The organism is Candidatus Babeliaceae bacterium (assembly GCA_041660765.1).
In the GTDB taxonomy this organism is placed as follows: domain Bacteria; phylum Babelota; class Babeliae; order Babelales; family Babelaceae; genus JBAZVR01.
The window spans coordinates 809,471-824,151 of sequence record JBAZVR010000001.1; the positions used below are offsets into that span (position 1 = coordinate 809,471).

16 protein-coding genes are annotated in these 14,681 nt (G+C 37.6%); 11 read left to right on the plus strand and 5 right to left on the minus strand.

Going from position 1 to position 14,681, the window contains the following annotated elements; genetic code table 11:
• Positions 1 to 57: 57 nt before the first annotated feature.
• A complete protein-coding gene (gene pgeF / locus WC707_04525) occupies positions 58 to 765 on the minus strand; it encodes a peptidoglycan editing factor PgeF (GenBank protein ID MFA6066415.1) in 708 nt (235 codons plus the stop codon).
• Between the two features lie 113 nt (positions 766 to 878).
• On the opposite strand from pgeF, the gene WC707_04530 reads away from it, so the two are divergent.
• The 5 genes from WC707_04530 to WC707_04550 all read left to right on the plus strand — a co-directional run bounded on the left by WC707_04530 (position 879) and on the right by WC707_04550 (position 4,544).
• Positions 879 to 1,310: a hypothetical protein gene (locus WC707_04530; protein MFA6066416.1), complete on the plus strand. Its 432-nt coding sequence runs from the start codon at positions 879 to 881 to the stop codon at positions 1,308 to 1,310.
• Positions 1,311 to 1,455: 145 nt separating this feature from the next.
• Positions 1,456 to 1,683 carry a hypothetical protein gene (locus WC707_04535; protein MFA6066417.1) on the plus strand — a complete coding sequence of 76 codons (228 nt, stop codon included), beginning with the start codon at positions 1,456 to 1,458 and terminating at the stop codon, positions 1,681 to 1,683.
• 216 nt (positions 1,684 to 1,899) lie between these two features.
• Positions 1,900 to 2,250 carry a hypothetical protein gene (locus tag WC707_04540; protein ID MFA6066418.1) on the plus strand — a complete coding sequence of 117 codons (351 nt, stop codon included), beginning with the start codon at positions 1,900 to 1,902 and terminating at the stop codon, positions 2,248 to 2,250.
• Positions 2,251 to 2,469: 219 nt separating this feature from the next.
• Positions 2,470 to 2,883 (plus strand): hypothetical protein, encoded by a 414-nt coding sequence (locus WC707_04545; GenBank protein MFA6066419.1) that lies wholly within the window; start codon positions 2,470 to 2,472, stop codon positions 2,881 to 2,883.
• Entirely contained in the window at positions 2,871 to 4,544 is a 1,674-nt protein-coding gene (locus WC707_04550; GenBank protein ID MFA6066420.1) for a histone deacetylase, read from the plus strand. Before WC707_04545 ends, WC707_04550 begins: the two co-directional genes overlap by 13 nt.
• Before the next feature lie 2 nt (positions 4,545 to 4,546).
• Here the strand turns inward: WC707_04550 and WC707_04555 are convergent, their stop codons facing one another.
• Positions 4,547 to 5,089, minus strand: a complete 543-nt coding sequence (locus tag WC707_04555) for a hypothetical protein (GenBank protein MFA6066421.1) — start codon at positions 5,087 to 5,089, stop codon at positions 4,547 to 4,549.
• Between the two features lie 144 nt (positions 5,090 to 5,233).
• Between WC707_04555 and WC707_04560 the strand changes: the two genes are divergently transcribed.
• From WC707_04560 to WC707_04585, 6 genes are all read left to right on the plus strand, one after another.
• On the plus strand, positions 5,234 to 6,148 hold the full coding sequence (locus tag WC707_04560) for a hypothetical protein (GenBank protein MFA6066422.1): 915 nt from the start codon (positions 5,234 to 5,236) through the stop codon (positions 6,146 to 6,148).
• A gap of 26 nt (positions 6,149 to 6,174) precedes the next feature.
• A complete protein-coding gene (locus WC707_04565; GenBank protein MFA6066423.1) occupies positions 6,175 to 7,827 on the plus strand; it encodes an ankyrin repeat domain-containing protein in 1,653 nt (550 codons plus the stop codon).
• Positions 7,828 to 8,122: 295 nt separating this feature from the next.
• Entirely contained in the window at positions 8,123 to 8,935 is an 813-nt protein-coding gene (locus WC707_04570) for a hypothetical protein (protein MFA6066424.1), read from the plus strand.
• A gap of 236 nt (positions 8,936 to 9,171) precedes the next feature.
• The gene (locus WC707_04575; protein MFA6066425.1) at positions 9,172 to 9,900 is read left to right on the plus strand and encodes a hypothetical protein; all 729 of its coding nucleotides are present in this window, start codon (positions 9,172 to 9,174) and stop codon (positions 9,898 to 9,900) included.
• A gap of 86 nt (positions 9,901 to 9,986) precedes the next feature.
• Positions 9,987 to 10,301, plus strand: a complete 315-nt coding sequence (locus tag WC707_04580) for a type II toxin-antitoxin system HicB family antitoxin (protein MFA6066426.1) — start codon at positions 9,987 to 9,989, stop codon at positions 10,299 to 10,301.
• A gap of 149 nt (positions 10,302 to 10,450) precedes the next feature.
• A complete protein-coding gene (locus WC707_04585; protein ID MFA6066427.1) occupies positions 10,451 to 11,272 on the plus strand; it encodes a hypothetical protein in 822 nt (273 codons plus the stop codon).
• Positions 11,273 to 11,337: 65 nt separating this feature from the next.
• Here WC707_04585 and ftsZ read toward each other — a convergent pair whose 3' ends face one another.
• From ftsZ to WC707_04600, 3 genes are read right to left on the minus strand one after another with little or no spacing between them, the layout of a single operon-like run.
• A complete protein-coding gene (gene ftsZ / locus WC707_04590) occupies positions 11,338 to 12,582 on the minus strand; it encodes a cell division protein FtsZ (protein ID MFA6066428.1) in 1,245 nt (414 codons plus the stop codon).
• Between the two features lie 55 nt (positions 12,583 to 12,637).
• Positions 12,638 to 13,879 (minus strand): cell division protein FtsA, encoded by a 1,242-nt coding sequence (gene ftsA, locus WC707_04595; protein MFA6066429.1) that lies wholly within the window; start codon positions 13,877 to 13,879, stop codon positions 12,638 to 12,640.
• Positions 13,876 to 14,595: a hypothetical protein gene (locus WC707_04600; GenBank protein ID MFA6066430.1), complete on the minus strand. Its 720-nt coding sequence runs from the start codon at positions 14,593 to 14,595 to the stop codon at positions 13,876 to 13,878. The genes ftsA and WC707_04600 overlap by 4 nt, the downstream gene beginning before the upstream one ends.
• Positions 14,596 to 14,681: the final 86 nt, after the last annotated feature.

A 14,681-nucleotide genomic window follows, 5' to 3' on the forward strand; every position in this document is an offset into this window, starting at 1 on the left:
TATTTTGATCATATAAATAACACTAGTATAACACAAGAGCAATCGGCGCGATATCTCTTATTGTAAAGTTACAATAGTCACTTGCCGCTGAGCATTATTATCACGCCGATATGAACAAAAATGCAGGTCGCACATGGTGCATATGTTATAGTCACTATTAATCGCGCCAGCGCTTATTCCCGCATCTATCAACAACAATTTATTATATAACGGCACATCAAAATATTTTTTATTATCTATATTTTTTATATATTTTTTTAGTTTAACATTTTGCACAAAATCTTCTCCAACTTCATAACAACAAACACGCGCAGAAGGTCCAAAAAAAACCTGTATATGTGCTGGGCTACAGTTATAAGCTTTTTGCATTGCTTGTACAACTTTTACGGCAATTCCGGCAAGCGTTCCCTTCCAACCCGCATGGGCATTGGCAATTATCTGTTGTATCGGGTCATGAAAAATAATGGGCAAACAGTCTGCCGTTGCGATTCCAAGCCCCAGATGAGGCATATTGGTTATCAGATAATCTCCTTCATGCTCATACGGCCTATATTCGTGCATTTTTGATATAATTATCCCCTCTGTACCATGCGTTTGCTTTAAAAGGGCTAAATCTTGCAAACCTAGAATTTGAGCGAACCCTTCAAAAAGTTCTTTTTGTAGTAATTCTTTGGGGTCTTTTAGCCCATAAAATTGCCCCGGGACAAAAGATTCTCGCCTATCCCCAAAATATATAGCCAAGCCACTTTGCCTATGCATAATCATAAAATTAGCCCTATTCTCAAAATTCGCTCAATAATCGACTTATTGCATTATTATGCTATAGTTTCACCTTAAAGCAATCATAATAATTATACTAATAATTACAGGAACGCAACATGAAAAAAATATTATTATCAAGTCTATTAGCCGCACTTTTAGTTCCTACAATCACCAAGCCTTTAGAAGATAAAACAACATACTGGATCCTCGCTGGCCTTTTTGGCGCAACAACAGTTATAAGCTTCAAAACAACTGCAAAGCATTTAAGTGACGCGATGAAGCTTACTACGGTCATAATGACAAAAAAATTTCAAACAAATGGCTTGCCTCCTGAATTACAAAAACCAATCGGTCGGATAAACTTCGCGATACAGGTCAAACAAATCCCAGAAATACTTACAAGCCTCGACTTATCTCAAGATATTACCGATGATAAATTAAATGAAAAACGCACTCAAAGCAGCATTGCAATGATACAATATGGTATAATAGGGGCAACGTTTTTTGGAGCCGCCTGCTATTGTGGAATAAACGCATATAACCAATAACAAGCTCGAACAATACATACAAAAACAGCTCTCTTTTACCACCTTAACCCCCCTCAACTAGCCCTCTTTACTTCTTGACTATTTGCATTAATTAAGTATAATTATTAATAACAATAAGCTTTATGTAATATTTTATGGAGATTATATGAAAAAGATACTAGTAACAGGCCTATTAGCCGCGCTTCTGGCCCCTACCATAACCAAACCCGTAGAAAATTCGACATGGTCTAAATTTTTCTTAGGAATGTCGACTACAGCCGGCACAGTAACACATCTGTATAAATATAATAACAATAGATCAAAAGTAGCTGGAATCTGCACCCTTTCATTTCTGGGAGCTTTTTATTACTTTGCACATCGCGCGCAAAAGTAATAATTCAAGAAACTTAACCTCCCCCAAGCAAAACATATCTTCAAAGTCGTACACAATCTGCGGCTTTTATCTTTATTATCAACTAACCCCAAAAAAACCCTCCGGACACCTCTTATAACCCACCTCAACCAACCGGCTCAATTTCTTGACTATTTGCATTAATCGGGTATAATTATTAATAACAATAAGTTTTATTTAATAATTTATGGAGATTATATGAAAAAGATACTATTAACAAGCCTATTAGCCACACTCCTAGCCCCTACAATCATCAAGCCGGCAGAAAATTCGACATTGGTGGGCATTTTTGGCTGGGCAACCATTGGATCATTAGCGCGGGGATATTACATGACTTTCAAAGCTGATAGCTGCGACGCTGCTCACTGGCAGTTGCGAGGGACAAATGCACCCACCCAAGTCACAGAAATCAGAACCAAAAATAACATCAAGTCTGGGTCCTATAAAAATGAATTACTTATGCGATCAAGACAATATCAAGCAAAAGCCTTAGGAAGCTTCCTTTTTGGTGGCGCATGCGCCATGACCGCGTATTATTTTATGCAATAGTAAAATTTTACTTAAATTTGAACGCATAGATTTAAGATACTTTGCTATAAAAGCCGTAGTTTATACGGCTTTTTTCTTTATTATCAACTAACCCCAAAACCCGCCGACCGCCTCTTAATAACCCACCTCAACCAACCCGCTCAATTTCTTGACTATTTGCATTAATCGGGTATAATTATTAATAACAATAAGCTTTATGTAATAATTTATGGAGATTATATGAAAAAGATAGTATTAACAGGCCTATTAGCCACACTCCTAGCTCCTGCAATCACCAAACCGGTGGCAAATTCAACCTGGGCCAGTATATTTTTTGGCGCAACAGCGGTTGCATCATTTACACTAGCACATTCTTTTGATCAAAAAACACAGGAAACAAAAAAACAGGGTTTTAATGTGCTTAAAGATAAAAAAACGATTTCTTCTGCGCAGTCTGAGCCTGAGATTCGCGCTGCAATATCTGATAAACTCGCCAAGACAATGGAGGGCCAAACGGACAATAACCTAAAAAACTCAAAGCAATCGTTCGGCAAGGCGCGCAACCATAACTATCGATCAAATATGCTTACAGTAATTGGCGTTGCATCAGCGATAGGTTGTCTGTGCTCTGCATATCATACATGGACAAAATAATGCGCAGGCTTTATAAAAAAATAATATTACTCATCAGCGTAAGCACGTTGATGTTACGCGCGGGGGAAGAAGAAAGACTCATTGCCGCAATACAAAACAGCGATACGGCACAAGTACACCATGCGCTTGCAGAAAACGCCGACGTTAATTTTTATAAAAAAAACACACCAACAGATTTTGCCAAAGCTGATTGGACACCGTTGATGAAGGCTATTGCAAAAATGAATAGCTCTATCATAACAACACAATCACTGATTAATACGGTATACAATATATCAAAATACGCATTCATTGGCGGAACGGCAGCAGCTGGCGCGCTTTCATTGTGGCAACGATCACCGTATGCTCTTTTAGCAACCGCTGCAATCACCGGAACTGCCATGCTCGGGTGCACACCACTCATTAAATCAGCAAATAAAAAAATTATCGACGCACAGCATAACACCGTTAAACTTATACTTAAGCATGAAGCCCTTGATAAAAAACATCAGGATAGCAATGGTGTATCAGCGCAATCGCTCTGTCACCATGGACACGCTCTCTTGCATTCACCAGACTTATGCCCACCTTATCATGCATATACACCAGAACAGGATTATGTAGAAAAATTAGACAGCATTGAAGCTCAATTGACAGAACAGGCGCAACACACAATAAGCACGTCAAAATGTGCAAAATTTATCAGCACTAAACAATTTGCACCAATTAATGCACACGACAAATTACCTATCATTTTTGATCCAAGTTACGACATCTCTTTTGGCGGCATCGAACAATTACACCCATTTGATACCAAAAAATACGGGAAAATATGCAATTATCTTCTTAAAAATTTAAACCTCATCCCAAGCCAACTGTATAACCCAGAACGCGTTTCTGATACAGATTTGTTACTGGTACATAGCCCAGAATATCTTAAACACATCGCAAATTCGTTTAATCTGGGCATGATCGCAGATTTACCGTTATTGGGCCTATTTCCTAATCGTATCGCACAAAAAACATTACTTGAGCCAGTTAAGTTGGCCACGGGCGGGACCATCCTTGGGGCAGATTTGGCCCTTAAACATGGATGGGCTATAAACCTATCTGGTGGATACCACCATGCAAAATCTATGGAACCTGTATTGGGCGGCTTTTGCATTATCAATGATATTTGCATTGCGGCTAAAAAGGTCCTTAATGCGCATCCAGGATACCGCATACTGATTGTTGACCTTGATGCTCACCAAGGGAACGGACATGAAGAAATCGCACAAAAAGACCCTAATATTGCCATATTTGATATGTACAATGGAGATACATGGCCGGGAGATTTTGAATGTCAGGAACGAATCAACTTTAATCTTCCACTCAAGGCAAGAACGCAAGATGCTGAATATATACACATATTATCAAGCAATCTGCCACAAGCAATAGACTACGTACAGCCTGATTTAATTATCTATAATGCGGGCACTGATGTGTATGAAAAAGACCCTATCGGCGCACTTTCTTTGACCAAGCAAGGTATTATTGAGCGCGATCGCATAGTATTTACCGAGGCTATAGGGCGGAAAATCCCTATTCTTATGGTACTTTCTGGCGGATATCATGCCGATAGCCATGCAATTATTAGCGAATCTATCATGAACCTGCGGAATACTGCGCTGAATAAGTAATTTTATTTTTTCTTATAAGAAAAACCGAAGTCTTTGCCCTGTTGATGTAACGTTATTTCCATATCAGTACATTGATAAGCAATCGCTTCTCCTGCCGCAACGCCTACATTAGCGAGCATCTCTGCTAATATAATTGCACCTGCAGCCTTGGCTTTTCCTGTTGCCATCAGAAACACTGTTCCTGACGTTGCATACGGCGCATTTTGTGATTTCATAAATTTAATCGTACCAATATCTTGCAAATCAAAGGTTGCTTCGATATCTTTTTTTCCTGTATGAATTCTTGCCGAAACACATTTAATACAAGCACCCGCACATACAACGCCTCGATCTTTTTTAAAATTAAATGACCGAGATTCCTGCGGCGCTACTGATACTTTACACTTACTCTTATCATCAATACCGCAGCCATAACAGCACCCAGCCAAAGAGCTGTGCACATAAAAATCAACGGGATAATCAGTTGCGTTACGCAAGTTGACGGTATACCCATGACAAACCTGTACACCAACCGCTAGAGCTAATCCAATCAATAACTTTTTCACGATCTCACCTTTTTTATTTTAATTATTTAATTATTATAATAAATTTATCACAATTCGATCATAATATTCAATAAACAATAAACTGCTCTTTATTTTTTTGCATAAAAATAGATATGCTCTTCTTACACACGGGGAGCTATCCATATGAAAATAAAATTACACATAAAAATCATGCTCGCGCTGGGCAGTTTTTTTGTAATGCCGTTACAGGCGGTTATTTCGGTTGTTTACAACTTAAGAATTGCAGAAACGACCAAGCGACAGGCATTTGATAAAAATGGAACTCATTACATGTCTCTCGGCGTTGCTACACCCTTTAACATATATCGCAAAAAGTATAATGGGGACATGCATGACGCTGGCGGCGTATTAGGCACACTGATATATGCACCAGAAAAATATTTTTTACGTGTTGATACAGCCGTTGCACAAGTACAACAAAAAGCGCCGAACAATTGCTTTGCTACGGTTCAAGCAGACGATATTCTTTTTACTGGAGGCTACACAAAAACGATCAATAAACAGGCTCGCGTCACCATTTCTGGTCTTTTGGGTATCCCAACGCACAAAGATAAAAGCCTTGAGCACGTACAATTTGGCTATGCGCACGTCGGCCTTGGCGGACAAATTGACGGATCCGTAGATTATTTAGCAAACAATAAGCATTTTATTTTGGGCGCACTGCGCATGATACATTTTTTCCCGAGAACAACGTGCGCTATAGTAAATAATTGCCCCAAAAAATTTACTTTTACAAATGGCACCACTAACGATTTTCTTATTGCACATCGCAGTCGCCTGGGGAACCATCGATGCGAAATTGGTTATGATGCATCAATGCTTTGGGGAACAAAGATACATCCAAGCCTAGATGCCACAATACAAAAAACAGAATACATCAGAAGCAGTTTTTATGGCACGTACAAGTACCATTTTGTGATAAAAAAGCTACCTCAGGCAATCACCGCTGCATTCTCTTATGGTTTTGACCACCGCCCCAAACTGTATGGCAACAAACGCATCATCACCGCCTGGGCCTCCTGGGGTGTGAATTTTTAAATATATAAGCTGTAATTGGAGACCGTATGAATTTCTTGAAGCAAAAAGTTATCACGTTATGTTTGATTATTTTTTTATGCAGTTTTCTTACCGTACTTTCCTATCCCTATCGTTTTCAACGCTTGATGCTGCTTGATAAAAACACGCAAGATATAAAAAAATGCGTCGATATTATATATGATATTCACATCATGGCGCCCGATTTTGCCAAAAAACCATCCCGAAAAAACGTACGCGAGGGATTACTAAAATTAGACGAGCGCCATGCTTTATCAACCCCTGAGCGAATACTGCTTGCTGTTTTACGAACATTGAATAAACAAGCCGATGAAAAAATAGATCTATTGTGGGAACTTGTACAAAATGCTGAATTTTATCCTGCAACACAATTAGATTTTATGTCATATGGTGGAAAAGTTTTTCCAAAAGAATTTAAAAATTCAAACAATATTACATTTATTAATTCTGATACGTATAGAGCAAAATTCAATGCTATAACATCAATAGCTAATAATGGCCCCCAATATAGTTCAGCAAAAATTGTAGATATTAAGTCTGGTTTAGACAATTTTTTCAATATTGATTTATCTTGCGAAAAACACACCATTCGACAATTTTGTGATTTATTCAAAATTACTGATAAAGATAACTTTACTCTTGCAAAAAAAGATTGGCTTTCTTTTAAAGAGCTTTATGAAAAAGAGGCAAAACCCATTTTTAACGATATTTTAAAACACAAAGCTCACGCAACCACAACAGATTTAATAGAACACTTAGAACATCTACCCCCAATACAAGAATCTCTTCTTCGACAACAGCTTGCTTCTGTCATTAATCAGATAACCGATTTTGAATTACTGATCAATATATTAAGCTCTTCTTCTAAAAATCATGCCGTAATATATGCTGGCGGAGCACATTGTAAAAGAATTTGGCAATGGCTTCAGAATGTCTATGGATACGATCTTATCACTGACCTTGGCTCAGAAATTAACTATACGAACGCTATAATTTCTCATAAAGCGTGGGCCTATTTGCTCGAAAAACCTATTCAGTCACTTAATCGTTACAAACAATGGGGCAATCGCCCTTTTATTAATATCGTGACAGAAGGGTCAGAGATATGGAATAACTTTGCACAATTTTTTAATATTTTTATTCATAGATCAGATGCAGAAATGCTTGAACAATTGCAGCAATTTTTTAAAAAAGCTGACAAAACATTTGTGAATTTTATGGAGACGCGTTTATACACACAAAACAATCAAACTCTATTGTTCACTACAGTCAATCAAGGCTTGATGCAATCTACCGAGTTTTTAATCAAACATGGCGCTCGCACAAATGTACCGGATAACAAAGGACAAACACCTCTTTTTTATGCAGGACCGTATCCAGATATAGTTAAGTTACTGCTTGCACATGGCGCCAATGCCTCAGCAAAAAATAACAATAACCAGTCAGTGATGCGCTATTTATATAACCAAAAGAATACCGACCCCGAAAGCAAAGTTTTGATCGCACAAAATCAGCTCTCATTTAAATGGCTCACACGAGCAAAAAAATACCTCAGCAAACTCTTTGGATGGTCAAAACCTAAAAATGCACCATCAAAACTAGAAACTGCCCTTATCCAACTTGACTCACACCTTAACCTGCTGCAAAAAAGCCTGAGATAAAATTAGTTAAACAAGGTGAACAAACTTAAATCGCAACTTATAACTTTTACGGTATTTTTGCCTCTAAAAATGCCACAAAACGCATAATTACTTTCTAAAAACCCAAAATAAAATATTACAATTAAGAAACAATCGCTCATATCTAAAGTTTGAGGCCTCGAAGCAAGGCTATTTTTACAGCAAATTACAGGCGCATCCCCTCAATAATACCCACATATTAAATTGACAATTTGAATTATATTTTGATATTATAATAGTAAATAATAAAAATAAAAAAATATAATTTTAGGATGTTATGAAAAAAATACTATTTTGTGAAGCAATTGCTGGTTTATTAGCGGCATCCGGCCTCATTGCCATGTCATTTAACCAATCACCAGTACCAAGTTTGTGCAACCAATATCAAAATGATCAGAGGCAATTTTTTAACAATCTCGGTCAATTTGCTCAAAAAACGCGTCCACAAAACGCTAAAAGTATGCAAAAAACAGTTGACCTGGCCACCTATCAAGCGCCTGAAAACTTAAAAAAAACGTTGGATCAACATGCTGATAGCATGGCTGACGTTTTTAGCAAAGGACATGAGATTTATTCGTTCCCCTGGCTACCCAATTATTTCATCAAAAAAAATGCGAAAAGCCGCATTGAAGGGCTTGAGCATTCCCAACAGACACTCGATAAAAATAAAGAAATTACACTCATAGAAATGCCAAAAAAATTTATCTATTATAATCCAATAAGTAAAAAAGAATACGTTATAGCTCCGGCAATAGAAGACGTCAAACAACCTCTTACTACAGAACAAACTAAACAATTTGCTGATTTTATCGTAAAAGCTGGCTGGAGAGATGCACACCGGGCAAACTTTATGATCGGAAAAAATAAAAAAATATATCCAATTGATACTGAAATTCACACATTTAATCAAAAAAATAAAATTGATCAAAAACAGGCAGCTATAGAGGGTCTCAGCTTATTAACAGGCGCAGTAGCCCCTGGTACAGAAGCTGCGAATTACCTTCGCAAGCGTCGTGAGTTTGAAAGTGATTCATTGGATGTTGCCCAATGGTTTAATGAAGAGCTTAAAAAAGAAAATCAAGCTTTATAGTATAGGCCTATTTTACCCCTACAAATGCCACAAAACGCATAATTACTTTCTAAAAACCAAATATTATTACAATAAGAAAGAATCGTTCATATATAAAGGGCAAGGACTAGGCGCTTGAGCTATTTTTACGGCAAATTACAAGTACAACTCTCAGTAATACCCGACTTGTTAAATTGACAATCTGTATTAATATGATATTCTAATAATAAGTAATTTTATAGATACATGGAGTTTATATGAAAAAATTAGCCCTTTTACTATTCTCTGCAGCAAGTCTTTACGGCATGCAAGATGAACAAGCTTTTACTCCGGATGAACCTGTTATTATTAAGAATAAACAAGATTTGATTCATGCTATTAAAAGCATGAACGTATCCCCAGCGCACGGCCTTGATACTGTTGATGTAAAAATGACTAAGGAAGCTTCCATAGCTACGAAAATTACAGAGCAATGGTTTCCAATAAAAAATTTTATCGCATCTGACGACAAACTGTCAGTAACAACAGCAAACATGGTCGCCAACAAAGCATTCGAAATGCAAAAAATATATAACTTAAACAGAACTCATAATGACCTAATAATAAGCGAAAATAAACCGCTATTATATTCTCTAGCATTCACCGCTTTAACATTGATGATACCAAACCAATACGATAGGCGACCTGCATTTACGCTTGGTTGTGCACTAACTCTCCACTACATAATTACTTTGAAAAAACGCACAATAAATGCATATAAAACTCAATATAATTTCGAACACCATCTTGTCCCCATATTTAAAGACATGAAAGAGACATGTTTAGCGCAGTTAGAAGATTATAATATAAAACAAAAATTTGAAAAAAACTGGGACAACAGAGAGCGCTCAAACCTAGGCGGCATTGGTCACGCAGTTAATAATATTATTAATGCGCAAGCATTCAGCGCAGCAATTGATAAAAAAATTGGAAGAAAAAATAATTAAAAAATAACATAATCTTATAAAAAAAGGGGGGCAAAATGTCCCTCTTTTTTTTGCGGAATTTTTTTAATACATGCAGGAGTTAAACCGTGAAATACAAAGGTTATATTGGCCAGGTGACTTATGATGACAGTGCAAAAATCTTTCATGGCGAAGTTATTGGGTTAAAAGATGTCATCACTTTTCAGGGCGAATCGGTAAAAGAACTCGAACAAGCATTTAAAGATTCGATCAATGATTATCTTGAATTTTGTCATAAACGTAACGAGAGTCCGGAAAAAACCTTTTCAGGCAATATTCGTGTAAGAATGAATCCAAAATTACATGCAAGTCTTGCTCTTGAGGCAGCAAAAAAGGGTATAAGTTTGAACGATCTTGTTACTCAAAAACTCAGCAAAAGATAATAGTTATCGCTGCCATTCGCCCGCGACAAACTTTATAGTCGATTTGCCCAAAAAATACCCGGGAGCAATTGACAATATGTATTAATATATTACTATTATAGATATACAATAAGTAAAAAAATAAGTTTTAAAATACATAGAGTTATAATATGAAAAAATTATCCCTTTTACTACTCTGCTCAGCAAGTCTTTACAGCATGCAACGCAGGATGAAGTTTCCCAATATGACTACTGACGACCTTTTGGTTGCGCAAGTTAAAAAAATAGACCTTGGCATAACTGAAGATGAATATCGTAGCGCAACCGATAATATCAAAGATCCCATGAAAAAAATAATAGAGAAATATACGACCATAGGGGGCAAAATTTCGGATCAATGGCAAGATTTCGGAAAAAAGTTTGCAGCCCACGAATTCTTGTCTCTAGAAAAGCAAAAGGCTGTATATGATGCTATTGCCGACAAAGCATTTGAATTGCAAAAAAAATATAACCTAAAAAGAAGCTATACTGACATATTAATAACCGAGTCTGAACCACTCCTATATTCTTTAGGATTCACTGCTGCAGGATTCATGTTATCGGATAAATACATAGGAAGAATTGCTTCAAAATTTGTAGGATTCATGATACCAGATAAATACGATGGCACTATTCGCAACTTGGCAATTGTGTCTGGCGTTGTACTAAGCATTAATTATGCGTACACTTGTAAACAACGCGCAAATGAAAAATTTTTGGTGACTAAAGAAATCTTAGAACCAAATCTGCTCCCCATATTTGAGCATATGAAAAAAACATACCTGATAAATCTCGAAAATCAAGATGTGCAAATAAAACAAAAATTTGAAAAACAGTGGGAACGCAGAGAGCGCTCGACATTAGGTAGTATTGGCCACACTGTTAACAATCTTTTTCGCGCAAAAGAATTCAACGCGACGGTTGATAAAAAAGCTGGAACAAAAAATAATTAAAAAAATAACATAATCTTACATGCAAGTGGGGACATCCGTCCCCACTTTATTTTTTTATGCTTTAGTTAATTGTTTTTTTGTTGGGCCTGTTTTTCTTGTATCATACGGCGCAAGATGGTAGGCACTTCGATATCATCGCTTGGCTGTGTCGGCTGAGCTGATTGCACCGCTTGCGCTGATAATTCAGGAGCCGACGCCTCTTCCACCTGCGATTTTTCTTGAGCAAGATTTTCTTGCACGTGCTCTTGCACAGGATGCTTAAAAAAAATATCAGTAATTTTATTCTCACGTACCGGCGTAACCGGTGCTGTAACAATAGGTTTTTCTTCAGGCTTTTCTTGGACTTGCTCAAAATCAGTTGCAATAATAGTTATCGCAATATCATTTTGTAGAGATTCATCAAAAACAAGCCCGATAATAATATTAGCATCCGGATGCGCCTGTGCATGTAGCTCTGATGCTGCAACCTCTATATCACTCAAATCAAGCGCGCTGCTGCCGGTGATGTTTAATAAAATACCACGAGCCCCAGCAATGCCTTTATGCGAAAGAAGCGGAGACGAAACTGCTTGTTTAAGAGCATCAAGCGCTTTTGTATCTCCAGATGCTCTACCACTACCCATAACAGCAAAACCCTTGCCTTTGAGAATAGACTTAACGTCCGCAAAATCTACGTTAATATGCCCAGGACGTCTAATAATATCTGCGATGCTTTTTACGCACTGATTAATAATATTGTTTACAAGACTGAATGCATTAACTAACGATAGTTTTTTTTCATGCAAATCTAATAATTTTTGATTTGGGATAACAATCAGCGTATCAACTGCACCTTCTAATGTTTTAAGCGCTTTTTGCGCAACAGCCATACGACGAGCACCCTCAAAATTGAAGGGCAACGTGACTATTGCGATAGTCAACGTAGACCGTTCTTTAAGCGCCTGCGCAATAACCGGCAATGCACCAGAACCGGTACCACCACCAAGACCACCCGTTAGGAAAACAACATCAGCATCTTTAATATGTTCACAGACAACATCCAAATCTTCTTCAGCAGCTCTTTTGCCAAGATCGGGATTGGCACCAGCACCTAAACCCTTGGTCGACTTTGAACCTAACTGAATAATAAGCGATGCTTTTGACGCATTAAGCGCTTGTGAATCAGTGTTTGCTGCAATAAATTCAACGTTATCGTATTCATGGGATATCATACTGTTAATAGTATTACCACCAGCGCCGCCCACACCCACAACTTTAATAATGGTATGCGATACTTGTGCGCACTGCACTTCTTTATCAAAATCTATCACGACAGCTCCTTTTTTTTATTTTTTATAGCCCTACTTGTGACGGTATCACAGCGCGCTAAAAAAAGTCAAAAACCCATGATTTCATACGCGAAAAAACACGATTTATCATAGGACCAGAAAGCTGCTCCATTCTTTTATTTTTATTTTTTTTGAGAGCATGCACTAAAAGACCATACGCGGTTGCATACATTGGGTTATTCAGCGACTCTTTAAATGCCGCAGGGATTTTTGGCTTCCCAATTCTGACAGGGCAAGCAAGAATATCTTGCGCCATGGTAACAAGACCTGTCAGCAATGATCCGCCACCCGTTAAAATAAATCCGGAAGCCATATAGACGTCCAAATGATACTGCTTAATTTCTGCATTAACCAATAATAAAAGCTCTTGAGAACGATATGCTAAAATAGTAATCAGGTCCTGCAAGAAAACTACTTGACGATGCTCATGATGCAACGTGTCTATTTCTATGTATTGCTCTATAGGATTTTCAATATGTGTATTAAGCGGCTGCATGCCATAAGCATGCTTTATCGCTTCAGCTTGAGTAAACGTAGTTCTCAAGCAATGTGCTATATCTTGTGTAAATAAATTGCCCGCTATGGGAAAAATTTTTGTATGGCGTATCGTACCGCGATGATAAACCGCAAAATCTGACGTTCCTCCGCCAATATCAAGCATCCCCACACCCAAATTAATTTCATCAGAACCAATAACAGCATCAGCAGATGCTAACGGCTCTAGTATAATATCGCGAACTTTAATCCCCGCCGCCTCGCAACAACGTATAAGATTTTGCACAGAAGATACATTACCTGTAATAATATGTACCTGAGTTTCTAGTCTAATGCCATGCATGCCCAAGGGATCCTGAACATGATGATTACCATCGATAATATAAAATTGTGGAATAACATGCAGCACTTGCTGTCCCTCTGGTATAGTAACGGCCTTTGCAGCTGCAATGACATGTGCAATATCATAATCACGCACCTGCCCCTGCTTAATGGCAACCATACCTCGAGAATTAATTGACTGAATGTGACTGCCCGAAATACCTATATAAGCAGAATCAACAGAATAACCTGCCATAAATTCTGCTTCTCGTACGGCAATTTTTATAGAATCAACCGCTGCAGCAATATCAACAACAATACCGCGCGCGAGTCCGTGTGAAGGAGCTTTACCAATCCCAATAATTTCACAAAAATCATTATTATTATGAGCAATTAATACACAAATTTTTGTAGTCCCGATATCAATTGCAACATACAAAGAGTCCTGAGAGACCTTTTTCATAGAACGCCCCCCTTATGCGTAGAAAGAATAATATAATCTTTAAAACGTACATCAATCGTATAGGTGTTTTTTGTCTTATCGGATATTATTTTTGTACAAAAATACTGTATAAGCGGCGCTAATGCTTGGTAACAAAATAAATCGCTGGTTGTTTTTACCTGTATACAATGCATATCGCGTGGAACAATAAGAATATGCGTTTTGTTGTGCCAGACAACGGCATATTCTTCAAAAAATTGCCGTGGAATACCTTGAATAAATTGCTCTAAATCATGAATATTGCGTAACTCGGTTTGAGCAACGTGAATAGTTGGCAAACTACTCACGAGACCCGCATCATAGTAATCAGAAAAAAACAACTGCCCCGAAGAAAGCGCTACATACGTTTTATCAGGAAAAGATACCTGTACGATAGGTTTATGGCACGCAACACGAACATACGCACTACCCAAAGGGTTATAGCGCCAAGAAAGCGCATCGACCGTTGGCACATCTTGTTGCAACATATTCACAACGTGCACCGCAGGATATTGATATAACACCTGAGGCGTAAGCGTATTTTTAATTTTTTCTTGCGCTGCTTTAGACAAAGCATAATCTAGAGAGAAGAGCAGCGTAGCTTTTTTTTTCTGTACCGAAATACAATAAAAAAAAACTATACTGGTTATAAAAAATAAAAAAATAATAACCTTATGCCTATGGCATATAACAATCATCCCCTAGCCCCCTAACACCTTTATAGAGATGGCATGTCCCTGCTACTTTTCATAGCCTTTTTGGAATGATTGTGTCAATAAATTGA